This is a genomic window from Bythopirellula sp. (assembly GCF_041737835.1).
Taxonomy (GTDB): Bacteria; Planctomycetota; Planctomycetia; order Pirellulales; family Lacipirellulaceae; genus Bythopirellula.
Genome location: NZ_JBGSQY010000030.1, coordinates 124,511 through 151,458 on the forward strand (window position 1 = coordinate 124,511; position 26,948 = coordinate 151,458).

Here is a 26,948-nt window from a genome sequence, read left to right on the forward strand (position 1 = left end):
GAAGAAATCGCAATTATTACCGGAGAAATGCCACCAACTCTGGCACGTGGAGAGGCAATCGTCAGTTGCTCAGATATCAGCCGAGATTGGCACCGGCTTGGGTGGCGACCACCATTCCGAGAAGGATTGCAGCAGCAAGAAGAAGACCGGCGTGAAGAACACGGCCAGCACCGTCGACGTGATCATGCCGCCAAACACGGCCGTACCTAGCGCTTGTTGACCAGCCGCCCCCGCGCCCGTGGCCCACACCAACGGCGCGACGCCCAAGATAAACGCGAATGACGTCATGAGAATCGGTCGGAATCGAAGCCGCGCGGCTTCGACGGTCGCATCATAAATCGAATGACCTTCTTTGCGTAAATCACGAGCGAACTCGACGATCAAAATCGCATTTTTGCTGGCCAGTGCGATAATCAGCACGATGCCAATTTGCGTATAGATATTGTTATCCATGCCTCGAAATGAAACCGCGGCAACTGAACCCAACAATCCCAACGGCACCACCAAGATCACTGCCGCCGGGAGAATCCAACTTTCGTACTGAGCCGCAAGGACCAAATACACGAGCAACACGGCAAAAGCAAAGACCCACATGGCCTGCCCGCTGATGCGTTTCTCTTGGAACGATTCGCCAGTCCAATCGTAACCCATCGTGTCGGGCAACTCGGCTCGCGCGATCTGTTCCATGATGGTCAGTGCTTCACCAGAGCTTACACCGGGGGCGGGCTCACCCCGAATCGCAGCCGTCGGATACAAGTTATAACGTTGAATAATCTGCGGGCCGAACGAACGCTTCACTTTGATCACCGAGCCCAGCGGAATCATCTGCCCTCGCGTGTTGCGAACTTCGAGACGTTCGATATCACGCGGATCAAGTCGAAAATCCTCTTCTGCTTGCAATCGCACCTGGAAGGTCCGGCCAAACTTATTGAAGTCGTTCACATACGCCGAGCCAAGATAGGTCTGCAAAGCGCCAAACACGGCCGACAAGGGAACGTTGAGCGTTTTGACCTTCACGCGGTCGATATCGATGTAAAGCTGGGGTACCCCGGCGCGGAAGGATGAATTGACGCCAGCAAGCTGTGCTTGGCCCTCAGCATTCGTTTGTCCTGTAGCCGTCTCTACGATACGCCCCACGGCTGACTGCAACTCGCCCAAGCCAACGCCGGTACGATCTTCGACTTGCATTTGGAAACCGCTGCGAAAACCAAGGCCACGAATCGCCGGGGGCGGAAACGCGAAGATTTGCGCTTCCTTGATTTGCGAAAACTGCCCCATCAAGTTGCCTAAGATACCTTGCAAACTCAAGCTGGGATCTTGCCGCTCATCCCAATCCTCAAATCGCATGAAGATCGTCGCCGCGTTTGACGCCGCGCTGCCGTCGACCAACGACATGCCACCAATATTGAACCACGTCATGATGCCCGGCGTGTCGGCCAGAATCTTGTTCACTCGATCGGTAACTTCCTTGGTGCGAGACTGCGAAGCGGCATCGGGCAACTGAATGCTGGCGATGATGTAGCCCTGATCTTCGACCGGCAAGAAGCCCGTCGGTACGCGGCCATACCACCAAGCTGTGAATCCCACCAAGCCGACAAACACCAGCATCGTGACCCATTTGACCCGCAGCAACCCGCGAACGATGGCCACGTAAACGCGTTCGAACTTACTGTAGACGTAGTTGAAACCGCGATAGAACCAGTTCTTGTGTTCGGAGGGCTTACGCAAATAAGTCGCACATTGAGCCGGTTTGAGCGTCACCGCGTTGATGGCACTGATGAGTGCCGTCGCGGCAATCGTGAGCGCGAACTGTCGATACAACTGGCCCGTAATACCACCCAGAAATGCCGTCGGAAGAAACACGGCCATCAACACCAGCGTGATGCCGATGATCGGCCCCAACACTTGTTCCATGGCGCGGATCGTGGCTTCGCGAGGCTCCATGCCACGTTCGATATGATGAGCCGCAGCTTCGACGATCACGATCGCATCGTCGACGACGATACCGATGGCAAGCACCAAGCCGAACAGCGTGAGCATGTTCACCGAAAAGCCCATGACAAACATCGCGGCGAATGCACCGATAATGGTCACGGGAACAGTCGTGGCAGGCACAAGCACGGCCCGCCAATCTTGCAAGAAGATCAAGATGACGATGAGTACCAACACGCCCGCTTCGATGATCGTGTGATACACCGATTCAATCGAGGCTTCGACGAAGGCCGTCGTATCAAGCGGGAAGTCGACCAGCATGCCTTCGGGAAACGATTCCTGCATGCGGCCAACAGCTTCGCGAACCCCTTCGGCTACGGCCAAGGCATTGGCGCCGGGGAGTTGATAAACACCGAGGCTTGCCGAAGGGACACCACCCTTTTCGGCGTATTGGTCGTAACTCTGCGCACCCAACTCTACCCGTGCGATGTCTTTGAGATACGTAACGCGACCATCTTCGCTCGCCTTGACGACGATGTTCTCGAATTGCTCTGGATCGCTCAGACGACCCAACGCCGATACGATGTATTGGAACTCTAGCGTGTTCGGAGAAGGCGGCTGACCCACCTGCCCCGCCGCGACTTGAACATTCTGCTCCTGAATCGCCGCGTAAACGTCCTGTACCGTCAAATTACGCGATTTGAGCTTCTCGGGGTCCAGCCACACTCGCATCGAATAGTTGTTGCCACCAAAAATGGTCACGCCACCCACGCCCGGCACGCGGCTTAGTTCGTCACGCATCCGCAGGTTGGCGTAGTTCGATAAAAACAGCGAGCTGTAGCGATTGTTTTCCGAAGTGAGGCTCGCCACGATCACGATCGCGGTCGACTGCTTTTTGACCGTGATCCCCTGACGGCGGACTTCTTCGGGCGTTTGTGGTTCGGCGACCGCGACGAGGTTTTGCACAAGCACCTGGGCTTGATCCAAGTCGGTGCCGATTTCAAATGTGACCGTCAACGAGTAAGTGCCGTCGCTGGAACAAACCGACGACATGTAGAGCATGTTTTCCACGCCGTTGACTTGCTGCTCGATAGGCGAAGCCACGGTGTCAGACACAACCTGGGCATTCGCACCCGGGTAGACGGCGGTCACCACCACGGTCGGTGGGGTGACGTCGGGATATTGCTCGATGGGCAGGCCGAAAATAGCCACGGCACCAAGAATCATCGTGACAATCGCGATGACGTTGGCAAAGATCGGTCGGTCGATAAAGAAGCGGCTTAACACGGAGTTTTTATTTCCCCACGGCTTTGGGGGACTTCGTGCTTGCCAATTCCGATTCCGTGCCAGGCAGGCCCGCGGCAGTTGTTTTGTTCGCGTCCTTGTCCGCCTTGGCGACGTTCTCTTGCCTCTCGGGATTCACCGGCGCACCGGGACGAGCCCGCTGCAAACCGTTGACCACGACCCAATCGTCGAGGTTGAGGCCTTCATTCACCACACGCATTTCCTTGACGCGCGTGCCGAGCTGCACGGGCCGATATTCCACGACGTTTTTGTCATTCACAACCAACACGTATTCGCCCCGTTGATCGGTCGCAATTGCGCGATCGGGAACGAGCAACTTCGGTTTGGGGGTCCCCACGGGCAAACGGAGCCGCACAAAAAGTCCCGGCAGCAATTGGCCATCGGGATTCGGAAACACCGCGCGACGCATTTGCGTACCTGTTTGCGAATCGACACCCAACTCGGAAAAATCGAGACGGCCTTCGTAAGGAAAGCCACCAGCGTCGGTTAGCCCCATATAAACCTTGGGCTGAATTTGATGATTTGTAGCAGCGTTGTCGTTCTCGCCTTGCAAGAGCTTCAACACATCACTCTCACTGACTGAAAAATAAGCGTGGATCGGATCCACAACTTCCACACGGGTAAGAACCGTGGATTCCGCGGTCACGAGATTCCCGATATCGACCATGTGTCGCGAAACGCGTCCGCTGAAAGGGGACTTCACCTGTGTGTAGCCCAAGTTAAGTTCCGCCTGACGGATAGTGGCGTTCGCCGACGCGACATCCGCCTTGGCGGTGGCTACGTCGGCTTTTTTCACATCGAGTTCATTCTCAGAAAGTGCGCCGCGAGCCACGAGTGGCTGGGTGCGTGCGATTTCTGCCTCGGCAAGGGCAAGCGAAGCCTCAGCTTTTTGAAGGGTCGCCTTCGCGAGGTCGAGGGCCGCTTGAAACGGCGCGGCTTCGATCACAAACAGCACGTCGCCCGCTTTGACGTTCGCACCATCATCAAAGTTAATCTCTTGCAGATAGCCGTTGACGCGAGCGCGAATTTCAACAGATTCGGTCGCGCGGGTCGTGCCGGTGAACTCAAGTTCTTGCACGATTTCGCGTTCGATGGGCTTTTCGACACTCACTGCCGGTGGTGGCGGTGGGGCGTAGGTATTGGGTTGGCCGCAACCGACGAGCACCAACAACCCGAGTACCACGGCTATGCCGGTGGCTACTGGCCACGGTTTGAATTTCCGAGCGTCCAAGGAGTGTTCCATGGAAGAATTGTCCATAGGGAGAATGCGATATTCCAAGAATAGCCCGCCAGCGGAGGGGTTTTAGGCAGCGGGATTCGTTAATGAGCTAATGGTTAGCTTTTGCCTCATCTGTAGTCTAGTTTACGCTGGACGGGCGCGCCCGTCCAGCGTAGTATTGTTGTGACAACTCACATTGGGGGGCGGTATTTTCCGCAATCTTGCTGGCTGCTGTCGCCAGCAGGGACCCTTGGGCTTTTCCCTTGGTTCACCACGACTTGGCCTACTAGAACGTGGTTCGCACTAACATGGCTGTTTCAGAAACTCATACCGAATCCTCAGAACTCGCCCCTACCACAAAACGGTCGCAGGAGATCCTCGACGCCGCGGTGCAAGCGTTTGCCTCGCAGGGGTTTGCCCAGACCGACGTCCAGGTGATTGCCGACCAAGTCGGCGTGGGAAAAGGGACCGTTTACCGTCACTTCGGTAATAAGGAAGCGTTGTTCCTGGCCACGGTGAAGCACGCGCGCGACAAATTAATAAGCGCCGTCGATGCCAGCAAGCATCCGACCATCGAACCGCTTGCTCAGCTTCGCATCTGCATGACGGCCATTTTGGAGTTCTTCGACGCGCATCCCGAAGTCGTTGAGCTGCTGATTGAAGAGCGGGCACTCTTTCGCGATCGCCGGCCGTCGTTGTTCTTTGAGCACGACGACGAACGCAAGCGCGAATGGGGGCAGCGGCTGCAAGAAATGATCGACGCGGGGACGATCCGCGACTTGCCCGTGCCGCAGATTCAAGACACGCTTTCGCGGTTTGTGTTTGGCGCGATGTTCTTCAACTACTTCGAAGGGAATCGCAAACCAATCGCCGATCAGGCTGCGGCGATGTTCGACATGTTCTTCAACGGCCTGCTCGCGCCGGAAACATCTGCATAAGAACTGCTTCAACTATCTCCACACGAACGGACTCTTCGTCGGTTCACGGCAGATTCCGAACGGTCCGCACAAGGCCCGTGGTATGCATGTGGGGCAAGGCTTCTTGCAATAGTTGTCGCAACAGCAGTCGTAACAACAATCCTGACAGGGCATAGGCTTCTGGCAGTAGTCATCGCAACAGCAGTTGTAGCAACAGTCCTGGCATGGCATTGGCTTGGGACAATAGGTTGGGCAGAGGCAAAGAAAATGCGGCGTAAAGCAACTACGCGCGGCAGGGATTTCCTCTTCTTCAGCCCGCGCTGCTGTGGGTAGGACCAATAAGCCCAAGAGCAGAACCAGCAACAGTCGACGCAAGTTTTTCATTTCAATCAACATATCTGTGCTCGTGTTCTTAGGGGTTCGTGTTCATGGTTTCTTCTTCGAGCTTAAGCGTCTCTGGCAAATCGGCCGGCAGCGGTTGTGGGATTTCCGGCAACGGTTCCGGTTCGACGGCAGCCGGCACGTCCACGACATCCAGCGGCGGCAACGGTTGCAACCGCAACTGCCAACCACCACCCAAGGCCCGATAGATGTTGACCAAGCTGCGAGCCACCTCGCCCTGAGCAACGGCCAAGGCATCTTGTTGCTGCACGAGGAACAATTCAGCCACGAACACACGACCGAAGTCGGCCCGGCCACCTTCATACAAGTCGTTCACAAGATCACGTGATTCGACTGCGGCGGCGGCGCCCGTTTCCAGAATCTTGACTTGCTCTTGAGCTTGCAAGAAGGCAATGATCGCATCTTCGGCTTCTCGATTCGCATCGAGCACCGTTTGCTGATACGCGGTCAACTGTTGCATGAACTGGGCTTCTTGCACGGCGATCAAACTTCGCAGTCGGCCGTAGTTGAAGATGTTCCAGTTGAAAGACGGCCCCACCGACCCACCCGTGGCATTGGAACGGAACAAGTCTTCGAATTGATTCGCACGCACAAAAATCTGACCGTTGATCGTAAAAGCGGGATACAAGTCAGTTTCGGCAATACCGATTTCCGCGCTTTGCACCGCCACGAGCCGTTCGGCACGGCGGACGTCGGGGCGACGGCGAATCAAGTCAGCAGGGATGCCCACGGCGACTTCCGCTGGGGCGGTAGGAATCTGCGACACTTGGCGAGCCAAGATCGCCGTAATGTCTTGAGGCGGCATGCCCATCAACACGCAGAGGCGGTTTTCGGCCTGACGCAGTTGTGCTTGGAATTGAGGAATCGCGGCTTCCGTTTGCGCGATATTGGTGATCGCCTGGGCCACGTCGAGGCGATTCGACACGCCTTCTTGTTCTTTGACTTCCGCGATCCGCATCGAACCAGTTTGGTTACGCACGTTCGCTTCGGCATAGCGGAGCCGTTGTTCGAGCGTGCGAATTTCAACATAAGTCGCCGCGACGTCGCTGATCAACACGACGAGCACTTCGTCGTAGCCTTCAACCGAGGCATCCAATTGGGCATCGGCGGCTTCGATCGACCGACGGAATCGGCCCCAGAAGTCGAGTTCCCAGGCGAATTGAGTTCCGAAGTTCCAAATGCTGAATTCACGCGGCACGCCCAAGCCACCACCACCGCCGCCGACGAAACCAACTTGTTCACTCAACAATTGGCGGCTATATCCACCCGACGCGGTTTGTGATTGAGGAAACAAATTTCCCACGGCGTAGGAACGCAGGGCCCGCGCTTCCATCACGCGAAAGCCCGCTTCACGCAGCGAGAGATTCTGCTGCGAGGCGGTTTGCACCAAATCGTCGAGAACCGGGTCGTTGAAATTCCGCCACCAAGCCCAATGAGCTTGCGGAGTGCTGATCACACGGCCGTCTTGATAGTCGATCCACTCGTTGGCCACGGGGGCGGCCGGTTTGCAATAGTTCGGACCAACCTTGAAACCGTTCTTGAAATATTCTTTGCAGCTCGTCACGCAGCCGCTCAGTGTGCTCAGCCCAAAGGCCAAGCAAACCAAGGTGAGTAGCATACGACGGGTACGGGAAGCACTGCCAGCAAGAGGCGAGTGCGCGATCGATTGAGTCATGAGTATCCGCGCCAAAGGGTCTGGTTCTGACGGTAATACTCGAAATATCGGTCAATCCGCTGCCAGTAAGAACGATTTCAACGGTTTTGACGGTAACTCCATTTGTACTAGCACCCAATCAACCGATAGGACCGTCAAAGTTTGCCAAGGTGGTGGCGAACTAGGCAAGAAGCGCGGACGCGCGCGTCCAGCCAACATCTGGATATTTGATTCGATAGCAATCAATGAATGGGAAAGATGTTTGTAGCACGCCGCCACACACGAGATGGAGCAACGATGTCTAGAACTTCGAGCGGCTGGGATCTGCGCGGAAGAAAGTTAGTAGCAACCAGCAGATACCAAGCGTATTTGATCTTAGGCACACAAGACACACCATCCTCTATTGCCAAGCGGGGCAAATTATGAATAGATCCGTTCGTCACGAACCGTCGTTAGTTTCCAGAATTTCCATGTCTATATCAATCATCCATAAACAATCATTTGGAGGCGACGGAGAACTCTACGCGGGTCATTTCACACCGTGAAATTGGACGGGTTGGCACCCATACGCGGTTGCAGGCGAACAACGCTATATTAGAACCATGTGTCCCCTAGCCGCGGCTTGGCAAAGGAATCGGGATGTCTGGAGCTCAGAATGAGAGTCAATGGGTCGGTGTCCGCACTGTCGGTCGTGTCGCCCTCTTCATGTTTCTTTGCGCCCTTGGCGTAGCATTTGCCGCGCCGATCGCCAAGCAATTTTCAGGCATACCCGCGGAGCTTGCAATCGGCCAACTTACAAGCCTTTGGACCTTCGCACTCACGATCGCGTTCGTCAGATGGGAACGACTACGGCTCGTCGATGTAGGAGCGGCGCTGACAAGTAAGAGCGTGCCTCGCGCCATTCTGGGATTTACTCTTGGCATCGCGATTCTTGGCGCCTGGGCAGTTCTTTGCGCGTTGGCCGGCCCTGTAAAGTGGAGTATGGCGAAGGATTCAACCTTTGGCGCACTGGGAGTGTTTGCTATCGCATACGTGCTTTTGGCGTGCCGAGAAGAATTGGTGTTCCATGGTTACCCGCTACGACGGCTAGATCGCTCATACGGAATGTGGGTTGCCCAGATTATGGTAGCATTAGTATTTATCGCCGAACATCGACTCGGCGGCATGTCGAGGCAGCGCGCGTTTCTAGGGCCGGGCATCGGGTGTCTACTATTCGGCATGGCAGCAATAGCTACGAGAGGTCTTGCGATTCCCATAGGCCTGCACGCAGGCTGGAATACAGGGCATTGGTCACTTGGTTTGAAGGGCGCAGGGGGATTTTGGCAAGGAGTTGTGCCTTCAGGACAGGATGATCGCGCAGAGTTTGTGGCAATGGTCGCTTATATCACTGTGATGTGTATCGGGATCGTTGGGTTTTGGCTGCGATATCGTTGGTGCGGGCGTAAAGGACGTCTAACAATTTGTTAGGCGTCTTTCGACATCGATTTCTGTACATCTGCTTGTGTATGCCAGTGCATCTGTAAATATGGCTCGCTAGTCATGAATTGCTGCAATAGTTCATCATCGGTGCCGTCCAAGTGGATGTCGCTTTCATGGCAAAACATCACTTCAAGCCGCTTCGCTGGAACTTCAAAGATAAAGTCCGACTCTCCTGGCGTGACAATCTTCTGCTCAATTGAATCTTCAATAAGATATTGCATCCAACGCGTGTCATCGTTCATGGGCTGCCAATGCAGACTGCCGTGAATCTTTGTCTTCCAGCCATACATGGCGACGATTTTATGCTCGCCAACAAGGTTTAGCAGCACATCGGGCAAAGCCAGCAGAGCAGCATGCATCTGCTCCTTCGGTAAATAGTCAGTACTAAATTTTGCGGCCTTGCTCGCCATCGATCGTACGCCTGACGTAGAAGAACAATTGCCCGTCCTGCAATCTACGAGGTCGAGTGCCAGTATACCGCCAAGAAAAGGTAAAGCCAAAGCGCCCGTTTACTGCGGGTCAACGACTGCGCCTTGCTCGGCTTCGATATCTCTGAACTAACATACCGATGACCCCTATGAAGGAGGCTGTAATTGCACTGGATAAGGTGCCGATGGCTAATAGGCCCAAAGGGGCGAGTATTCCTGTAGCAAACTTTGAACCAAAGAGTGGTGGAGACAACCCGGGCGGTGAGCGATCAATAGCACGTATTACTTCGATAATGGGTACATCTAATGTCGCGCTTTTATAGGCAAGTAGACCAACTATTCCAATCCAAATTAGGACACAGATTGCGCCGAGCACGACGAATGAGATTTTTGTGCCAAGCCAAGTGCATCGCTTGATCAACGCAAATCCATTCGGTGATGCTGTATCATGCATAGTGACCTAACCAAAATGCTCACTTGCCGGCTCCCAAGCTATTGGGATCTAGAACCAGTATACCGTCGCGAAAAGAAAAATTTCAAAAGCAATCGTTATTTCACGGCATTGAATTCTTTGACAACTTTCGATATTCATCGAATAGCTGTTGAGCAACGAAGGAACGGTGTTCCGGGTTGGTTTCGATACCAATGCTCACACGTTCAAGCGAATGGAGATGTTGGGCGAGTTTGACAGCATCCGCACCGTCTTGGAGCAGGCAAACCATCCCCGGCACATAGTTGCTGTATTCGTTGCGTGCCGCTGGGCTGTCGTTCACACCGATAGGGTCCCAATGTTTCCAAAGGATGCGATCGACCGACTTAGAAAGTGCTGCTTTTACTTTGGCTTTCACAGCAGGCGTACTAGCCGCCAACTTGTTATTCAACACGAAAAGTAAAGGGATCGCTGCCGAACAGAGTTGTTCAACAGCACCCGAATAGAAAAAGCTCCCCGGGTAGGACGCGAACCTACGACCCAGCGGTAAACAGGCGATTCTGGCAAGTCTCTGCATGGCTTTTTCGCTGCAATTATAGGGTATTCTAAATCGGCCTGGATACTTTATCCATCTCAAAAGTATCCATTTCCCAAGGGCGAGACACGGTCAACTTTCATTATCAAAAGCAATTGTGGCTACTTGGTTGTTTTCTCGGCGTGCCCGAGCCGGCTATGGCAATGATGCTGCTCTTGGCAGCGGCAGGAATTTACCAGCAGCGACGGCGGAGTATCTAAATCCTACACCCACAATGTGCCTGGAGTCCTTCGAGAACATTTCAAGCATTCGAGCAGTAGTGCACGCGGCATACAAGAGTGGGGGTGAGGGTCAAATCATCTGGATTCTCACTCCAAATCTGACCGCAGGTGAAGGGGGCAGGTCAGTGTTCAGTGAGGAACGCAAAAGGATCAGGTACATTTGCGACCTGGATGTTGTGATGTGCTCCTTTTCGTCACACTTTTCTCCGATGAGTGCGGACCGGGCTCCGTGGGCGATCCGTTTTTTCCAGGATTTAGCTGTCGGAGTGATCGGCACCTCAATTGCTCGGTTTTTAACCTCTGGGGCTCATTCAGAGCCCATAAAGAGTACTCGTTTGCGAAAGGATGCGACAATAATGAACAAAAATCATAGTTTGGCAGGCGTCCTGGGCATTTTGTTAGTCGGGGTCGTCTGGGCTCAGGGTCTTGATGAGCCACTGGTTGAGCCGTTTCCTAACACCGAAGCGAAGCCGTTCACTTTCTGGATGGATGTGAAGCTGGGAGAATCTCAAAAAATCTTCGCTGCCTTAGCGGAGGCCGATTTCGAAACCCTTGTCGGTAGTGCCAAGAAGCTGACGGCCTTAGCCGAAATGGAGGGCTTTGTCCGCAATCGCTATCCGGGATATAAAACTCAATTACAATCCTATCAATTCGCTCTTCGCGAAATCGAAAAGCAAGCGAGCCATGAGTCTATTGAAGGGGTAACGCTGGGTTTTCAGCAGTTGACTTTGAGCTGTGTGAATTGCCACAAGCAACTACGCGATGCCGCTAAATGACTTGGAGTGCTTCATTTAGACCTAGTTCACGGTTTGGTAATCAAGGAGATTGACGATGGCGTGTGTTCACTTGCAGCGACTTTACAATCTTTGCCAGGAACAGGAACTGAAACTTGGCGGGGCGGACTTGATCAGAGTGTTCTGCACGCAGTGTGGCGAGCAGGAAGTTTGTCCGTCTACGTTGATGGACGACTACCATCCGCAAGAAAACGAGCCGGCAGGAGAAAAGTAAAAAGCACAACAGGCTGCCTTGCCAGAGGCCCAAGTAGGCAAGTTGAAAGAGGCGATATCGGGTAGTTTTTGGTCGTCGCCGCTCACGGTTTCCTCGATCGCGTTTGCCCTAGCAGGTTTACTTGTATTGATGGTTGGCCTGTGGACGCGACAGGCAGCGTTTGGGTTTGGCGGCATTGTGCAAACCGAGGGACGCGACATCTCGCGCTTGATGGAAGCGCTAGGAGCACTTCATCGGAAGTACGAGCTCATGTATACAGTCTTGCTCGTCGCGGCGATCATCAGCTTAGTATCGTTTGTGGCCAGCCTTTGGCATGCGTGGCGGGGCGGTACCTGACAGTAAGAGGATAGGCAGTTTCTTTATGGCCGATCTTAACGGCATGATTGGGATGGCTCGCTCGCTTATCGATGGGTTAGAATCCCAAGCTCTCAGCTTGCACGGGTTGGTACTCCCCTCATTCATGGAATTTTTCATGAGCGCAGATGTTTCAAGACTCATCGCGTCCCTTCGGTCCGACGATTCTGCGACACAACAAGCCACAGCAGAACAACTGGCTCACATGGAAACAGGTGCCCAGGCTGCCGCCGTGGCGCTTGTCGAGGCTTCTGACTCCGACAAGGAAGAGGTACGCGAATGGGTTGTCGCGGCATTGGAAGGGATCGGACCGCCTCTGGAAAAGGACATCGCGCAATTAGCCGCGTTGCTCCAGAAAAAATCGCTGGATGTGGCGTACTGGGCCGCGACTTTATTGGGTCGATTGGGGCATGAGGCGGCGCCTGCCGTTTCCGAACTGACCAAGGCCGTTTCCACTCATGACGAGTTGGCTGTCAGGCAACGGGCGGCTTCGGCCTTGGGAGAGATTGGTCCGGCAGCCAAGTCATCACTCGACTCGCTACAAGACGCCACTAAGAGTACGGATCCTCGACTGGCTACACTTGCACGGGACGCCATCGAACAAATCAAGGATTAGCACTGATCTTATAAACTTCTATGGCTGGCTGTTAAGGCCCGATGTTGAATGCACTCTACTCAGCGAGGATTTTCTGGCCTTGTGGCGATAGCCATGCCATTTCCCGATTCGTAGGCACTGAACTCCGCCCAGACGGGGCAATGATCCGAGACTTCCAGAGCTTCCGCCTCACTGAGTCCGAAGCTATTCATCAAATCTACAACGCCGAAGCGTCCATAATATTCGGACGTGGCCATCTGATTAAAGACGATGTTGTCGTACATCTTGTTACGCCGCGTGTTCGTTGTCACTTGCGTGATGGCGTGTGCGATATTGGGGAGCTGCCCTAGATTGCCGAGGTGGTATTCATCCACATTCAGGTCACCCAGAAGAATGACGTCGTCCTCGCCGCTCCCATTCTGCTGCACACCCACGAAGGTATGCGCCAGGGCATTCAATTCCGTTTTTGTCTCGTCCGGATCGGTGTGAATGTCGACCAATGTAAAAGTGAAGGCCCTCTCCGGAGGTACTCCGCGCACCCGAAACCGCGCTGCCAGCGGTTCTCGGTGCAACAAGTCTTGAGGATCCGGGGTCGTGTAAACAGAATTCATTCCCAGCTCGATACGCGAAGAGTCGAAGATAATCGCGTACTGTTCCTTACTGTTCGTCCTCCCCAGTCGGGGACCGATCACATAACTGTATTGACCCACTCCGGCGTTGATCATGTTCACGAACGTCGGCACAACACTATCATCGGTCGAACGAACTTCCTGGATGGCTACGATGTCGAACTGCCGAATGATGTTGGTCAGCACCTGCATCGCCTTGGGATTGGCAAGCTTCGACGTGCCAAAGACTTGGATATTAAACGAGGCGATCTTGATCGATTCCGGGCCGCGGGGCGCCAGCGGTGGCAGGTAAACATTGGTAGGGGTGTAGGCAACCCCGCCAGGTTGCTGGGCCACGTTGACATCGCTCGGGTAGGCTTGGGTATCTGCAGCGCGCTTGCCGAACAGCTTGTCCGCCGCGGAGACGACCAACACCTGCAGGTCGTGGCTGATCTTGGCTGCCTGCTGTTGGTCGACCGATATATGGGGCTTGCCTTCCGACCACTCGACCTTAACGATGCCCGAGCCCGTGACACCAAAGATTGTGACTAACATGAGCCACAAATACTTCGATACACCGGATTTTTTCGCAGTCGCTGGCCGTCGGTTACTTTTAATGGTCTTGGCCATGCGTCGTCATCGTTCCATCGCAGCGTTAATTGCGAAAGTTCGCCAGGCGTGGCGAGTTTTTCGCACAGCCCCTAAGGCGCAGCTCCCTGCAAACGCAAGTAAGAAGAAACTAGCTACTGCTGTTCGTTGCGTGTGTTCCAACGGTCAGTCAGCCATTCCTTGGCAGTGCTTTCACCATCGGCCATGTGCAGCCTTTGTTCTACGCTGTGCTCCAAGTTGTGCTGGACTTCAATCGCGCGTTCTTTGTTGACTTGCAAATGTGGCACACCTCCCGACCAATCCAAAGTAAGGACACCAGAAGCAGCCAGAGCGCATACCAGGAGCAAGGTGACACGAGCACCCCAACGGCTGGCCACGACATCTCGGATTGGCGCGGGAAAAGCCATCGCGCCAACGCCCACGAGATGTTGCGCAGCAGTCTTCTTTTTGGATCTCGCCATGTGGAAACTCCAATTAGGTACAATGAGAGGCATCTGTGCCGCAAAGAAACGGCCGCGACTTGTATCCGGTGGCCCGCTTTGCTGCAAGCCGAACTTGGTGGGGGCTATCTGCTATCAGTGCCGAAGCATTGGCCTGCAAGGCACTATTCGACGGTGCTGTCAATCTGCAAATAGTTGAGAGAACGGCGAGTTCAATGGCTCGCGAACGAGTTCGCAGGTCGCTAATTCGATGCGACTCGTGATTGCTTGAGAAAAAACTTTCTATAACTCTGTGGCCTATTGGTGGCTCGACAAAGTTTGAGGCTGGGTATCGACCGCTCAAGCTCGGCGAATAGCGATGTTTCAACTGGCTGGAGGGACGATCAGGACCGCGCGGTTTTTGTTGGATGATTCGCTGCGCTGTATAACTTGACTGAGATTCGTCTAATACGTGTCGAACACTCATTTTTTACGCAAGTGTGCACGTTGAGATTTGTCTTGGTCGAGTTCGACGACTCGGGTCAGGATTCGCAAATTCGGCGTATAACACAGTCATGACCTCTTATTGGACTTTATCCGTCTATCGAAAAATTTGACAGTTGCTCTGATCCTCATCAAAGCAACCGCCCATAGTTTGCCTTTTATTCAAGCTAGTCAGGGGTCGACGCACGTGATTCTGATCCAACACCCCCACATGGAGAAAATTATGAGCGTTTTCGCACGCCTTGCACGATGAGCTGCAGTGTTGCACGGGCATATGATGTTGAAAATCGAGCCGTTCCAGGTGCTTGCCGTGGTTTGCTCCTCCAATTCAACACTTGGTATGCGTCTTGCAAGTTTACCCATCTAGGAAATGAGTGGGTAAAGGAAAGTAAGGTGCAGCATGTACGAGGGAACGGACTTAGAAGACTACATGGTTACAATCCGTGAGCGCGTTTGTTCGCATTGCATTGAGCGGCCGCCCAACGGGCCGCCGTGCCTGCCGCTGGGGAAACGCTGTGGAGTCGAGGTAAACCTTCGCGAACTTGTCGAAGCCGTGCACAAGGAGCATTCCAATTGGATGGAACCGTACATCGATCGATTTCATGAAGACGTTTGTGCTCACTGCATTAATCGTCCGACGCCGCAATGCCCTTGCACCCTTGAATATTTGCTCCAGCTTGCGGTCGAAGCAATCGAAGAAGTCGACGAAATTCGAGGCAAGTCGGCCATTTAAACGCGCGAAGATAAAACTTTGAGAATGTACAGCACTGTGGCTGTTCCATGTGTGGTCGCATTTCGGCGAAACCGCTTCGGGCGGTCCGTACGGGGGGTTCGACTACTAACTTCCAGGAGTCGGCAAAAGAATTGCTGATCTAATTTTGGAAAGAATAAAAGCCTTGTTACGTGCACAGCCTATGTCGTAAGTATCCTTAAGACGTTGAAGCGAAACCCGCGTGACAGCCCTCACAGTTGTGGCACCGCGCAGGCCGTTCGCTTGCTGATGCGACTGGCAGTCAGCACGACGGACTAGATGTATTTATTATTTTATTGCAGTTGGACAACTGACCTAGGGAAGCGAGCATGGCATGTATTCACTTACAAAAGCTTTACAAACTTTGCCAGGAGCAGGATCTGAAGCTCAGCGGGTCAGAATTGATCCGCGTGGTGTGCCATCAGTGTGGCGAACAGGAAGTGTGTCCCTCCATTTTGATGGATGAGTACGACGCTAAAGAGTCGGAGCCTGTTGCCGCCACGAAGCAGACGCAGCCGGAAAATTCCGCCTTGTGAAGTATCAACAGCGGTTGATTCGGCTGAGCCGGTTTGGACGAGTGGGCGATTTCAATATGCTGCTCGCTAAGAGCGAATAATTTCATTAAGCCATTATAAAGATACTGCCGACAGAGGGCTCTCGTTGAGAAATTAGTCTCATGGAACTATCACCACCTGAAGAAGAAATTCAAAAACTCCTGACCTTCGTCAGTGAGCATGAAGCTTCTGATTTGCATTTGAAAGTCGGATATCCTCCTTATGTGAGGATCGGAGGGCACCTCCGCAAGTTGCAGCTACCGGATCTTCCGGATGCGACCTACATCGATGGCATGTTTAAACCGATGGTCCCGAACGATCGTTGGCGGGACTTCGAGAAGAAGGGCTCGGTCGATTTCTCAACCGCTCACAGTACTGGAGACCGCTTTCGGATCAATCTCTTTCGTTCGCGAGGTGAAATTCATGCTGCGATTCGGCGCGTGCAGGCTAAGATTTCGAACTTTAATGATTTGAACCTTCCTGATGTTTACCGCAAAATGATCACTGAGACTTTTGAGGGATTAGTCTTGGTGTGCGGTGTGACGGGTAGCGGCAAAAGTTCTACCTTGGCCGCAATGCTCGAACACATCAACCAAACCCGCAGCATGCATATAATCACGATCGAAGACCCTATCGAGTTTACTTATCATGGGAAAAAGTGCATCATCTCGCAGCGTGAAGTAGGACTTGACGTACCAAACTTTCAGGACGCGATGCGCGTTGTCGTACGGCAGGACCCAGATGCGATACTAATTGGCGAGATGCGAGATCGAGAAACTATGCTGGCGGCAATTCAAGCAGCAGAGACAGGGCACTTGGTGATGGGATCGTTGCATTGTGCAGATGCTCAGTTGAGTTTTTCCCGGATTCTTGAATTCTTTGATAGAAGTGAACACAGCTTTATCCGCTCGTCGCTCTCAAGTAGCCTCAAGGCCATCATGTGCCAGAGGTTGTTGCCAGCCTTGGAAGAGGGGCGTCGCTATCCAGCGACGGAGGTATTGCTGGTGAATTCAATTGTCAAAGAGAAGATTTTACACGAAGAGGACGAGGACCTACCAGCACTTTTGCATCAATGCCGAGCGGAAGGTATGCGAGAATACACCCATTCCTTGTGTGAGTTGGTGCTGTCAGAAAAAATATCGCGCGTCGTAGCGCTAGACGCTGCCCCGAATCGTGAAGCCCTACTCTCGGCGCTCAAAGGAATTGATTCTGCTTCTGGTGGAATCATCTCGCGATTAAGAAAATAGAGCTTTGGTGGCTACTTTGCTTTTCTGAAATTGCAAATCCAGTCTATCTTGAGCAATACATTGATCTTATGCCCAGCGGCTGAATGTACATGCCCCTTCCCTGGTTCATAACAGAAGTCGCTTAACGGCTTATTTATCAAACAATTTTCTGCGCTAAATCTAAAAAGCCTCATTTCAATGAGACTCCCTTCTTCATATTCCTACCCGTTGCACGTTCCCACGGCGCTTCCCGTGAACTCGCTGGTCATGGAAGGTCGATGAAATTCTTAGAGCAACCGTGAAGTGAAATCGGCGCGAACGCCCACCCGCATCGCTTACAAAAAACGCTCCTGCAAACTTTAGATGGAGGGATAGGCGGCATCTCTCATCAGGAAGCCTATTATGTTTTACACTTTTACCAGACTACTGCCTGCGGTATTACTGATTTTCATTCCAGCCGCGGTCACGCTTTCAATTGGTGCCGAGCAATACGCGGACTCATCAAATCTGATAGCTCGACCAGTTCCAGGGCAATCCAATGATGCTCTGCTGAAAAAAGTTCGGCAGGTTCTCGACGAATACTACCTGCGTCCGCTTAACACACGAGATGATCCCCCCTGGTCCGTGCTCCACTGGTCCATCGCTTACGGTGTCGATGCCAAGATCCGCGTCGGCCACCCTGCCGGCAAGCAGGTTACCGCCATCGGTTGGCTCTGTTCCAATTATCCTTTACGAGGCAAGCAGTTGATTGCCTGCAGCGAAGATGGCCTCTTTCTACCTATCGGTCCGGGAGTCCAAGGTCACGACGCCCAATTCTTAGCTATGCTAGCGCAGTCGCGAGTGCCTGCAAATTATTTGTTGCAAGTGTCCGAACAAGAATTGACAATTGCTGACCTCGTTGAACACGAGAAGCAAACTTGTACCACCGGCAACGAACAAACTTTCAAGCTCATCGGCATCGGTCACTACGAAGGGACACAAGCACGCTGGCAGAACAAAAGTCATGAGCGTTGGTCTGTCGAACGTCTGTTACAGGAAGAGCTCCAGCAGCCGATTAGTGGTCGACAGGCCACATGTGGAGGATTGCATCGACTGTTTGCCTTCCACTACGCAACGGAACTGCGCATGCGAGAAACAAGCTCACTCTCAGGACCGTGGCAAGAAGCGGTCCAACGAACAAACTACTATCAGCGGCGGGCGTTCCAGTTGCAAAATCCCGATGGTAGTTTTAGTACAGCCTGGCTTGACAAATCCGAACAGCGTCCCGATCTGGAACGACAGCTCATAACCAGCGGGCACGTCTTGGAATGGTTGGCGTTCTCGCTCCCAGAAGACGAGCTACGCGATCCGCGCTTTGAGAAAGCTGTTATGTATATTGTCCAGCTGCTTAACGACAACTTGCATCAACGCCTGCACCGTGGCGGCATGGGACACGCGTTGCATGCCTTGGCAATTTATGAGCAGAGGATGGTCTGCACCGAGCCTGGCGAACGCAGTGAACGACTTGCCAGTGTTGGTGTGGGACCGCAAACTCGTGGCGAATCCATCGATTGAGGTGAGACGACTTGGAGAGTCATGCGACTCTGCAAATTTCCCAGATAAATCCCGCGGAATAAATCCACGCGCCGAGGTTCTAGGCTCCTTTGACTTTGTTCAGACAGGAACACCCAGTGCCGACGGCGTTACCAACCGTTTCCCCCGTGCGGCCTCCCTATTTCCGGAGGTACTATAACGGTAGCAGTAACTAAACCGTTTTGCCATCGATTCTCGCACTAGCCCGATATGTTCTGCACCGCCGAACGTCACCGGGTCGCCTTAATGGGCCACTCAGCAAAGACTTACAAAAAGCTCCCCGGGTAGGACTCGAACCTACGACCCAGCGGTTAACAGCCGCTTGCTCTACCAACTGAGCTACCAGGGAATGTCAACGCGATTGCGAAGAATCTCCATAATATCGGACACACCACACACGAACAAGAGCCGTGCGAACACAGAAAAGTTCGAGAAAAGCCCCTTTATGCGGGTTATAACGCCGAGCGTTCCGGCTGGCGCTAATTGAGCACTTTTTCCATCACTACACAGGTGCCGCGTTCGGCCAGTTCGACCCTGTTCATGTAGGCCCGCATCAGGGCCAAGCCTCGGCCGCCGGGAACTTCAAGATTTTCGTCCGCGCAGCAATCGGGCACGTGGCAAGGATCGTAGCCGGGGCCTTCGTCGCGAATCTTCACAAAGAAGCGCTTCGGCGAGAGTTCACAATCCACATAGACAAGTTTATTGGGGTCGTGCTTGTTGCCGTGCCGAACCGCATTGCTGAGCGATTCTTCGAGGGCCATGCGAACGGCAAAAACGTCCTGGTTGTTCCAACCAAAATCTTGCAAGACACTGATCATTTCTTCCATGGGCTCATGGTAGGCCGTCAGCGTACTCGGCAAGGTATGCGACATCGTGATGGGTTGAGCGGGAGCAGTCATGACCATATGCTCGGCGAAATCTTACGGGAAAGAAATTTCATCGAGGCCGTCACCGCTGTTGAACCCATGCGCTATCGACCTGCCGTTATGGGTGCTCTCTGTTCCAAGAAAGCACAGTCAACCCCTGCGTTTTACGCTTTATAAAACCGCGAGGGCGTCAGCTTCATTATCCTTGATGGTAAAGAGCTTGTCCAAATTGGTGATCGCAAACACCTGAAAAATCTCAGGGGCGATGTTGGACAATATGAGCTTGGCTCCGTTCTTTTTCACTTTCTTCTCGAAAGTGATCAGTTTGCCCAGGGCCGCCGACGACAGAAACTCGACATTGGCAAAATTGAGCAGAATCTTCTGGCGGTTGTCCTTCTCGACCAGGGTGAACAGCTCGTCACCCAGCTCCTGAATCGCTTCGGGATCGATGATCTTTTGGTCCTTGAACTTCACCACGCTCACTTGAGCCGATTCAGCCACTTCCAGTCGACGCAACATAACCACGCTCTAGGGATGAAATAGAATGAATGCCAATGTTGGGAAACGAGCAAAACGAGCGGCCAAAAGATGATTTGCCGCCTCAAGCGATCATATCCGGCCCGGGGGGCATGTCAAGGAAGCGGGGGCCCTCGCTGGGTGCGTTGCCGAAGCTCAATTCATGACCTGGATCTGTTCGGGTGCTGGGGGTGCCGAGGCCGATTTGTACACCGCCCGGCTAATGAGCAGGAAATTGCGCCCGTTGAATTCCGTGACCACGCCGGTGACGCTCCAGCGAATCGTCTCGGCTTCATCGGAACCTTTGAGGGTGCGGACCACACGTTCGAGATTCAGATTCGGCAGGGCGACGATTTCCAGGTCATCCTCGGCAACAAAGATCGCCCCATCGCCATCCTGTCGGAAATGCCCGCCGTGGTCAGTAAGTTGTGTGCCTTCGCGCAAGCGGCGCTTGGCACGCTCTTCTTTTTCTTCCCGCGAGAGCCGCTGCTCCAGCTGGCGAATCGCTTCGTCTTCGACGATCTCGTCAGCAACTTCGATGGCACGCTCTTTGGCTTGAGTCGACCAACCCGCGCAGACCATGCCAACAACAGCAAATGCGATGCTCAAGCGGAGGGCCAATGATTTCATAATGTCCATCACTTTCGCACGTTGAAGCCCAGCGTCAATCAAAAATTGCGTCAGCCACCCGGCTTCTTCATCGCCAGACTATGCAGAATCAGCACGGCCCCCGCGGAAATCATGAACCACCCCAGCCATTCGGGCGGGCTGATCACTTTATTGGGCAGGGCACCCAGATCGCGGGTGAATGACACCATCGTGGCAGTCGTCGACGACTTATTGGAGCGCTCCGCCAGAAATTGCGTGGCCTCATCGGTGAGGACATAAGTGCTCACGAAGCGAAATTGCAAGCCAATCAGCAGAACGATCATCCCGAGGAAAAAATATTGGTTGCGATTGAGTTCCATGGCCTTGATCCTTCATGACGTTGGTTGATGGCGGCGAACACAGCGGCCTCGACCATCACACCATTCACTGAAGCGAGAAAAACGGCTTCTCTTAATCCCTTCATCGAGAAAAGCGCGGTGAAAGCTTCAGAATGCCTCAGTTGTAACCAGTCACACAGATCGTATGGCTCTTAGCGTGTTTCGCGGTTGAGCAAGCGATCGACGCCGCTGTTGAACGTGTCGTTGACCGCGCTGTCGATCAGGTCGCGGCGGTTGGCGTTGACCAGGGCAGCCGCAATATCGGCATGTTGCGCCCAATCGGAAATTTTGTAGTCACGAATATCAACGAACGTGTTGGTCAATTGGCCATCGACCTTGGGGACCAGATGCCAGCCATCGTTAGCGTGAACGACGTGGTAGTGCATGGCCATATAGATAAGCACCCCGCCGGTCAGCACTCCCGCGAAAAAGCTGGTCAGTCGGCGTATCATGCTCGTCTCCGGAAATGGGTCAAAAGGAACGCGGACTTTACGCCGCCTGGGGGAGATTCGTTCTGGCTGGCGCGATCTTGCTCGCCAAATGACCAGTTTCAAGCCGATCCGGCCGGTTGGTGGGATTATAATGAGAACAAGTATTGGCCGTCGGGGGCGTTGAGACAAGATTGATTGACACCCCCCGTTCCCCTGTCAATTGTGAAGAATGACGGACATTTTTCGCCCCTTTTCGCTAGTGCGCGGTACGTTTGCAGGAACCCTTTCCCCGCTGCTGGCAACCACATAGCTGCCTGAGATGCCCTCTATGCGCCAAAGAACACCAAACTTCTGGCAACCCTTGCTGGCTTGCGCCGTGCTTGTGGTTGCGTGCATCGCGGGCTGCAATCAAAAGTCGAGCGGCTTAGCTCAGGGGGAAAACCAAACCCGGCCTCGTTCGATTTACGCACTGGGCCAATTGGAACCCGCCTCGGGAATCATCGCCGTCAGCGCGATTCCGGGTGAGCGACTCGTCGAACTCGATCCTGACGTGGTCGAAAACCAGCGCGTGCCAGCCAATGGTATCTTGGGTTTGCTCGCGAGTTACGACGTTGGCAAAGCCCAGCTCGCGGCGCTCGTCAAAAAAATGCAGCTCACCGAGAAGAACAGCGGCCTGCAAGTCGAAACCGCCAAAGCGCAAAAATCACAAGCCGAAGCTTCGCTGGCTCAGGCTCAGGCCAAGCTCAAAGAACTAGAACTGCAATCCATCAAGCTGCAAGCCTTGGAACGATCGGTCCAACTCGCGACCGAAGAATTTATTCGCCTCGAAGCGCTCCGTTTGGAAGACCCGGAATTGGTCACCGAACATCAGCTCAAAAAGCGCGAAAACGAAATGGCAACGGCAGCGGCCGATTTCCGAATCGCCAACGAAAGTTATGAGTCGGCCAAGGAAGCGGCAGATAAAACTGTCACCGCAGCGCAAGCTCAGATTCGTGTGGCCGATCTCACCGTTCAACAACTTGGCCAGAAGTTTGAAGAACAGGCCGTGGAACAAGAAATCGACGTAGCCAAGGAAACGCTAAAGCGCTCGGTGTTGATGGCTCCCAACGTCGCGCCCGACACGCTGCAAAATGTGCTTGAAGTTGAAACTGTCGAAGATCACAAACCGGGTTCGACCGACGATCGCAATCCGCTCACCGTGCTCAAGATTTTCTTGCGTCCCGGCGAATTCGTCACGCAGATGCCCATCATGCAACTGGGCGATTTGAGTTCGATGGTTTGTGTGGCCGAGGTTTACGAAGCCGACGTCAAAGATTTGCAGGTCGGCCAAGCGGCCGTGATTCGCAGTCCCGCCTTCTCGGGTGAGTTCGCCGACGGCATCAATCCCGAAACCCACGAGCGCACCGGTGGCATGAAAGGCCAGATCGAACGCATCGGCGGCATCATCGGTTCCCCGGGGCTGGCCAATCGCAATCCGCTCGCTCCCGCGGATCGCAGCGTCGTGGAAGTGCGCGTGGCCATCGAAGACCCGGTCGCGATTGCCGAAGCTGCCCGCCGTGTCGGTTTGCAAGTGACCGTCGAGTTTGAAAAGCCTGAAACGGAAGAATCCGCCTCCGATGCGAATCCATGAAAACCCCACTCGCCTGGAAGAACCTTGTTTACAATAAGGTCCGCACGGCCATTGGCATTGCGGGGGTGGGTTTCGCCGTCATTCTGATTTTCATGCAACTCGGCTTTTTGGGTGGGATCACGCGCACCGCCACGCAAATCTACGACGCGCTCGACTTCGATTTGATGCTGCGTTCGCCCGCGTACTTACATCTCACGGAAGCCCGTTCCTTCCCGCGCTATCGCGTCCATCAAGCCGCTTCCGTGACGGAAGTCGCGAGTGCCGAACCGTTTTATCTTGGTTTGAGTGAATGGCAGGCCCCAACATTCAACGCCGGCGAAGAAACCGATGACCGCGCGGGGCAATGGCGCGGGATCATCACGATGGGAACCGATCCCAATCACCCTGGATTTGTCCGCGAGGACATCGCCGCGGCAACTCAAGCGCTGACCGATCCGCGCTATGTGCTGGTCGACACCAAATCGACACCCGATTACGGCCCACGCAACGGTCGCCGGTTCAGCGAAGACGACATCGGCGTGGAAACGGCGCTTGGACCAAATCTCGTGCAGATCGTGGGACTGTTCAAGCTGGGCGCCGGCATGGCCAGCAACGGCGCGTGTATCACCAATGTACAAGGCTATGTGCGTGCCTGCCCCTGGCAGACGATCGAAGATGTCACCTTCGGGCTGATCAAGCTTCGCGAAGACGCCGATCCCGAAGCCGTGCGGCAAGAACTGCGAAAGATCTACGGCATTCCCGATACAAACTATGGTCCCGGGGATTTGTCATCGAACCCCGCCGCGTTAACCAACCGCGACGTCGAGATTCTCACCCGTGCGGAAGTCAACGAACGCGAAGAGTATCGCTGGGTTCATGAAACGCCCTTAGGCCAGATATTCACGCTCGGCGTGTGGGTCGCGTTGTTCGTGGGTATAGCAATCGTCTACCAAGTGCTGTCGACCGACATCGCCAACATGATGAGCGAGTACGCCACGCTCAAAGCGATGGGCTATTCGGCCATGTATCTCACCAAAGTGGTGTTGCTGCAATCGGTGCTGCTGGCGCTCGTGGGGTATATTCCATCGCTCGTGATTTCCTGGGGGCTTTACCGCTTGATCGAAGCCCTGTCGGGCATGCCACTCGAGATGACTCCGGGAATCATGATCACCGTGTTGGTGCTCGCCCTGTTTATGTGCGTTGTCTCGGGACTCGCGGCCCTGCGTAAACTTTATAAGGCCGATCCCGCCGATTTGTTTTAAGCGATGAAATCACTCACCAAAACTCCGCTGGCCTGGAAGAATCTGACGCACGACATGCGGCGGTTGGTGGTGGCGATTTGTGGCATCGCGTTCGCCGTGCTGTTGATGTTCACCCAAGTCGGCTTTCAGAATGCGCTCTTTGATAGCCAGGTCAAACTGATCGACGACCTCGCAGGTGATATCTTTATCGTCAGCAAAGCCAAATACACGCTCGCCGCGGAAAAGCGGTTTCCTATTTCGCGGCTCAATCAAGCTCGTTCCTGCCCCGGCGTCGAGGGGGCGTATCCGATTTACACCGAGCTCACCACCTCGGTGGTCCGCCGCATCAACAACGGCATGGGCAATCTCGGCTATCCCCTGCGAACAATCGGTTTCCATCTCGACGATCCTGTGTTCGAAAGCAACGAAATCAACGACCAAAGTCCCAAATTGCGCGTCAAGGGAACCGCCCTGCTCGACCGCAAGAGCAAGCAATCAAAATTTCCTTTCCCTTTGGACGATGATGCCGCGCTTGAGCAGGAATATGTGGAACTCGCCGGCAAGCGGCTCACGCTCGTTGGCACGTTTGACTTGGGGACCGATTTCGCTCACGACGGCAATTTGCTGATGAGCGCCGAGAGCTTCGCCGAGTTCTACCCCCATCGGGTGCGCTTTGGCGATCCCTTAAGCGTGATCGACATCGGAGTCGTGGATGTCGACCCCGCAGCCGACGTCGATGAAGTTCGCACATTTCTCGAGCAAACGCTCGATAAAGACGTGTTCGTCATGACGCGCGCTCAATTCCGTGCCGAGGAAATTCGCTTCTGGGATAAAAGCACGCCGATTGGCACGGTGTTTCTCGCGGGAAAAATTATCGGTTTCATCGTCGGCATGGTCATCTGCTACCAAGTGATCTACTCGGATATCGCCGATCACATGGCCGAATTCGCCACGCTCAAAGCCATGGGCTACACCACCCGATACTTTATTGTGTTGATTCTCACCGAAGCGGTGCTGCTGGCCGTCGTCGGATTCATCCCCGGCACCGCCGTCAGCACGGGACTGTACACCTGGCTCTCCGGCCGTACGGGGTTGTTGATGGTAATGACGCTGCACGGCGTGTTGTTCGTGCTCGTGGCCACGATTGTCATGTGCGTTGCCTCGGGCATGCTGGCGGTGCGAAAATTGCTTGCCGCGGACCCGGCAAATTTGTTCTAAGCCTTACCCTCGAACCTATCACGACTATGACCTCTCAAACCACCATCCCGGCAACCAGCGGCGCGTTTACTGGGAGCGGCTTGCAAATGCCGAAGACCGTGCGAGTCAACGGTCTGAATCACTATTTCGGCGAGGGGGAATTGCGTAAGCAAGCTCTGTATCACAACAACCTCGACGTGCGCCGTGGTGAAATCGTCATCATGACAGGCCCTTCCGGTTCGGGCAAAACGACGCTGCTCACGTTGATCGGCACGTTGCGCACCGTGCAAGAAGGAAGCCTCACCGTGCTGGGGAACGAACTCAACGGTGCGGATCGCGACCTCATCGTGCGGCTCCGCAAGGAAATGGGCTTCATCTTTCAAGCTCACAATCTGTTTGAATCGCTCACGGCCTATCAAAACGTCAACATGGCGGCGGAACTCGTGGGTCTCGACCCCATGGTTGCCGAAGGACGCATTAACTCACTGCTCACCCGGCTCGGGCTGGGGCACCGCATTCACTACAAACCCAAGTCACTTTCCGGCGGTCAAAAGCAGCGTGTGGCGATTGCCCGCGGCTTGGTCCACAAACCAAAATTGATACTCGCCGACGAACCCACCGCCGCCTTGGATGAAAAATCGGGCCGCGAAGTGGTGACGCTGTTTCAAGAACTCGCTCGCGACGAAGGCTGCACGATCATTATGGTCACGCACGACAATCGCATTCTCGACGTGGCGGACCGTATCGTGAACATGGTCGACGGCAAGATTAAGTCCAACGTCGCGGTGAAGGAAACGGCTGTGATCTGCGACTTCTTGAAAGGCTTCCCGCTGTTCGCCGATCTCACGCCAAACACGATCGCGGAGTTGGCTGATCAGATGATGGTCCACGAAGCCGACCCCGGCGACGTCGTCATTCGCCAGGGAGATGCCGGCGATCTGTTCTATCTCATCCGCACGGGCAGAGTCGACGTGTTCATCAATGACGGCACCCAGGAACGCAAAGTCGCCGAGCTCAAAGAAGGCCAATACTTCGGCGAAGCAGCCCTCATCACCGACGAACCACGCAACGCCACGATCGTCGCGCACGAGCCTTGCATTTTCTACGCCCTCGGCAAAGACGACTTCCGCGCCGTGCTCGAAACCAGCGCCACGTTCGAAGAAGAACTACGGCAGGCCTTGTTTAGACGGCAGTAGGGGAGTTACAAGCCGTCCTGTCATTCTGAGGGAGCCTCGGCGACTGAAAAATCTGGTCAGCATAACCCTGCCCTGCCCCACTTAAGTTCGTCAAAGCAGATTGGTCATTTGATGGTGGCTAAAT

General features: G+C 54.2%; 27 protein-coding genes and 1 tRNA gene. 15 read left to right on the plus strand and 13 right to left on the minus strand.

All coding sequences use genetic code 11. The features are described 5' to 3' along the window. Nucleotides 1–69: 69 nt before the first annotated feature. Together AC6T8Q_RS09045 and AC6T8Q_RS09050 are read right to left on the minus strand one after the other, a co-directional pair. Nucleotides 70–3,219: an efflux RND transporter permease subunit gene (locus AC6T8Q_RS09045; protein WP_500678766.1), complete on the minus strand. Its 3,150-nt coding sequence runs from the start codon at nucleotides 3,217–3,219 to the stop codon at nucleotides 70–72. 7 nt (nucleotides 3,220–3,226) lie between these two features. Then, complete coding sequence (locus tag AC6T8Q_RS09050; protein WP_500678767.1) at nucleotides 3,227–4,480, minus strand: efflux RND transporter periplasmic adaptor subunit; 1,254 nt, start codon at nucleotides 4,478–4,480, stop codon at nucleotides 3,227–3,229. A 284-nt stretch (nucleotides 4,481–4,764) separates the two neighbouring features. On the opposite strand from AC6T8Q_RS09050, the gene AC6T8Q_RS09055 reads away from it, so the two are divergent. Next, nucleotides 4,765–5,394 (plus strand): TetR/AcrR family transcriptional regulator, encoded by a 630-nt coding sequence (locus AC6T8Q_RS09055; protein ID WP_500678768.1) that lies wholly within the window; start codon nucleotides 4,765–4,767, stop codon nucleotides 5,392–5,394. 391 nt (nucleotides 5,395–5,785) lie between these two features. Here AC6T8Q_RS09055 and AC6T8Q_RS09060 read toward each other — a convergent pair whose 3' ends face one another. Beyond that, a complete protein-coding gene (locus AC6T8Q_RS09060) occupies nucleotides 5,786–7,450 on the minus strand; it encodes an efflux transporter outer membrane subunit (protein WP_500678769.1) in 1,665 nt (554 codons plus the stop codon). Between AC6T8Q_RS09060 and AC6T8Q_RS09065 the strand changes: the two genes are divergently transcribed. Both AC6T8Q_RS09065 and AC6T8Q_RS09070 read left to right on the plus strand, forming a co-directional pair. Then, complete coding sequence (locus AC6T8Q_RS09065; protein ID WP_500678770.1) at nucleotides 7,449–7,697, plus strand: hypothetical protein; 249 nt, start codon at nucleotides 7,449–7,451, stop codon at nucleotides 7,695–7,697. The two genes, AC6T8Q_RS09060 and AC6T8Q_RS09065, sit on opposite strands and share 2 nt — an antisense overlap. 371 nt (nucleotides 7,698–8,068) lie before the next feature. Next, nucleotides 8,069–8,896, plus strand: coding sequence for a CPBP family intramembrane glutamic endopeptidase (locus tag AC6T8Q_RS09070; RefSeq protein WP_500678771.1), 828 nt, complete (start codon nucleotides 8,069–8,071; stop codon nucleotides 8,894–8,896). Here the strand turns inward: AC6T8Q_RS09070 and AC6T8Q_RS09075 are convergent. Continuing rightward, the gene (locus tag AC6T8Q_RS09075; RefSeq protein ID WP_500678772.1) at nucleotides 8,893–9,318 is read right to left on the minus strand and encodes a hypothetical protein; all 426 of its coding nucleotides are present in this window, start codon (nucleotides 9,316–9,318) and stop codon (nucleotides 8,893–8,895) included. The two genes, AC6T8Q_RS09070 and AC6T8Q_RS09075, sit on opposite strands and share 4 nt — an antisense overlap. Nucleotides 9,319–9,890: 572 nt before the next feature. Beyond that, entirely contained in the window at nucleotides 9,891–10,220 is a 330-nt protein-coding gene (locus AC6T8Q_RS09080; protein ID WP_500678773.1) for a hypothetical protein, read from the minus strand. Nucleotides 10,221–10,458: 238 nt separating this feature from the next. Between AC6T8Q_RS09080 and AC6T8Q_RS09085 the strand changes: the two genes are divergently transcribed. The 4 genes from AC6T8Q_RS09085 to AC6T8Q_RS09100 are packed head-to-tail and all read left to right on the plus strand — an operon-like array spanning nucleotide 10,459 to nucleotide 12,560. After that, complete coding sequence (locus AC6T8Q_RS09085; protein ID WP_500678774.1) at nucleotides 10,459–11,358, plus strand: hypothetical protein; 900 nt, start codon at nucleotides 10,459–10,461, stop codon at nucleotides 11,356–11,358. A 55-nt stretch (nucleotides 11,359–11,413) separates the two neighbouring features. Beyond that, nucleotides 11,414–11,590, plus strand: a complete 177-nt coding sequence (locus tag AC6T8Q_RS09090; RefSeq protein ID WP_500678775.1) for a hypothetical protein — start codon at nucleotides 11,414–11,416, stop codon at nucleotides 11,588–11,590. An 18-nt stretch (nucleotides 11,591–11,608) separates the two neighbouring features. Further along, nucleotides 11,609–11,926, plus strand: coding sequence for a hypothetical protein (locus AC6T8Q_RS09095; RefSeq protein WP_500678776.1), 318 nt, complete (start codon nucleotides 11,609–11,611; stop codon nucleotides 11,924–11,926). Between the two features lie 25 nt (nucleotides 11,927–11,951). Beyond that, nucleotides 11,952–12,560 carry a HEAT repeat domain-containing protein gene (locus tag AC6T8Q_RS09100; RefSeq protein ID WP_500678777.1) on the plus strand — a complete coding sequence of 203 codons (609 nt, stop codon included), beginning with the start codon at nucleotides 11,952–11,954 and terminating at the stop codon, nucleotides 12,558–12,560. A gap of 59 nt (nucleotides 12,561–12,619) precedes the next feature. On the opposite strand, the gene AC6T8Q_RS09105 is transcribed toward AC6T8Q_RS09100, so the two are convergent. Together AC6T8Q_RS09105 and AC6T8Q_RS09110 are read right to left on the minus strand one after the other, a co-directional pair. Continuing rightward, a complete protein-coding gene (locus tag AC6T8Q_RS09105) occupies nucleotides 12,620–13,702 on the minus strand; it encodes an endonuclease/exonuclease/phosphatase family protein (protein WP_500678778.1) in 1,083 nt (360 codons plus the stop codon). Between the two features lie 188 nt (nucleotides 13,703–13,890). Next, a complete protein-coding gene (locus AC6T8Q_RS09110; protein WP_500678779.1) occupies nucleotides 13,891–14,217 on the minus strand; it encodes a hypothetical protein in 327 nt (108 codons plus the stop codon). A gap of 862 nt (nucleotides 14,218–15,079) precedes the next feature. Here AC6T8Q_RS09110 and AC6T8Q_RS09115 point away from each other — a divergent pair. The 4 genes from AC6T8Q_RS09115 (at nucleotide 15,080) to AC6T8Q_RS09130 (ending at nucleotide 18,764) form a co-directional block, all read left to right on the plus strand. After that, entirely contained in the window at nucleotides 15,080–15,412 is a 333-nt protein-coding gene (locus AC6T8Q_RS09115) for a hypothetical protein (RefSeq protein ID WP_500678780.1), read from the plus strand. A 347-nt stretch (nucleotides 15,413–15,759) separates the two neighbouring features. Beyond that, nucleotides 15,760–15,966, plus strand: a complete 207-nt coding sequence (locus tag AC6T8Q_RS09120) for a hypothetical protein (protein WP_496919078.1) — start codon at nucleotides 15,760–15,762, stop codon at nucleotides 15,964–15,966. A gap of 140 nt (nucleotides 15,967–16,106) precedes the next feature. Continuing rightward, complete coding sequence (locus AC6T8Q_RS09125) at nucleotides 16,107–17,231, plus strand: type IV pilus twitching motility protein PilT (protein WP_496919079.1); 1,125 nt, start codon at nucleotides 16,107–16,109, stop codon at nucleotides 17,229–17,231. A gap of 381 nt (nucleotides 17,232–17,612) precedes the next feature. Next, nucleotides 17,613–18,764 (plus strand): hypothetical protein, encoded by a 1,152-nt coding sequence (locus AC6T8Q_RS09130; protein WP_500678781.1) that lies wholly within the window; start codon nucleotides 17,613–17,615, stop codon nucleotides 18,762–18,764. A 294-nt stretch (nucleotides 18,765–19,058) separates the two neighbouring features. On the opposite strand, the gene AC6T8Q_RS09135 is transcribed toward AC6T8Q_RS09130, so the two are convergent. The 6 genes from AC6T8Q_RS09135 to AC6T8Q_RS09160 all read right to left on the minus strand — a co-directional run bounded on the left by AC6T8Q_RS09135 (nucleotide 19,059) and on the right by AC6T8Q_RS09160 (nucleotide 21,602). After that, nucleotides 19,059–19,131 (minus strand) — tRNA-Asn (locus AC6T8Q_RS09135). Between the two features lie 130 nt (nucleotides 19,132–19,261). Continuing rightward, nucleotides 19,262–19,681 (minus strand): ATP-binding protein, encoded by a 420-nt coding sequence (locus AC6T8Q_RS09140; protein WP_500678782.1) that lies wholly within the window; start codon nucleotides 19,679–19,681, stop codon nucleotides 19,262–19,264. Between the two features lie 138 nt (nucleotides 19,682–19,819). Next, a complete protein-coding gene (locus tag AC6T8Q_RS09145) occupies nucleotides 19,820–20,167 on the minus strand; it encodes an STAS domain-containing protein (protein WP_496919093.1) in 348 nt (115 codons plus the stop codon). Between the two features lie 153 nt (nucleotides 20,168–20,320). After that, nucleotides 20,321–20,794, minus strand: coding sequence for a hypothetical protein (locus AC6T8Q_RS09150; protein ID WP_500678783.1), 474 nt, complete (start codon nucleotides 20,792–20,794; stop codon nucleotides 20,321–20,323). A gap of 50 nt (nucleotides 20,795–20,844) precedes the next feature. Further along, nucleotides 20,845–21,132: a hypothetical protein gene (locus AC6T8Q_RS09155; RefSeq protein WP_496919095.1), complete on the minus strand. Its 288-nt coding sequence runs from the start codon at nucleotides 21,130–21,132 to the stop codon at nucleotides 20,845–20,847. Nucleotides 21,133–21,302: 170 nt separating this feature from the next. Beyond that, complete coding sequence (locus tag AC6T8Q_RS09160; RefSeq protein ID WP_500678784.1) at nucleotides 21,303–21,602, minus strand: hypothetical protein; 300 nt, start codon at nucleotides 21,600–21,602, stop codon at nucleotides 21,303–21,305. A 307-nt stretch (nucleotides 21,603–21,909) separates the two neighbouring features. Here AC6T8Q_RS09160 and AC6T8Q_RS09165 point away from each other — a divergent pair, with 307 nt between their 5' ends. Genes AC6T8Q_RS09165 through AC6T8Q_RS09180 form a run of 4 tightly spaced genes read left to right on the plus strand, consistent with a single transcriptional unit; the run spans nucleotide 21,910 to nucleotide 26,824 of the window. Beyond that, nucleotides 21,910–23,211, plus strand: coding sequence for a hypothetical protein (locus AC6T8Q_RS09165; protein ID WP_500678785.1), 1,302 nt, complete (start codon nucleotides 21,910–21,912; stop codon nucleotides 23,209–23,211). After that, nucleotides 23,208–24,452 (plus strand): FtsX-like permease family protein, encoded by a 1,245-nt coding sequence (locus tag AC6T8Q_RS09170; RefSeq protein WP_500678786.1) that lies wholly within the window; start codon nucleotides 23,208–23,210, stop codon nucleotides 24,450–24,452. The genes AC6T8Q_RS09165 and AC6T8Q_RS09170 overlap by 4 nt, the downstream gene beginning before the upstream one ends. A 3-nt stretch (nucleotides 24,453–24,455) precedes the next feature. Further along, nucleotides 24,456–25,649, plus strand: a complete 1,194-nt coding sequence (gene devC, locus AC6T8Q_RS09175; RefSeq protein WP_500678787.1) for an ABC transporter permease DevC — start codon at nucleotides 24,456–24,458, stop codon at nucleotides 25,647–25,649. Nucleotides 25,650–25,675: 26 nt separating this feature from the next. After that, on the plus strand, nucleotides 25,676–26,824 hold the full coding sequence (locus AC6T8Q_RS09180) for an ATP-binding cassette domain-containing protein (RefSeq protein WP_500678788.1): 1,149 nt from the start codon (nucleotides 25,676–25,678) through the stop codon (nucleotides 26,822–26,824). Nucleotides 26,825–26,948: the final 124 nt, after the last annotated feature.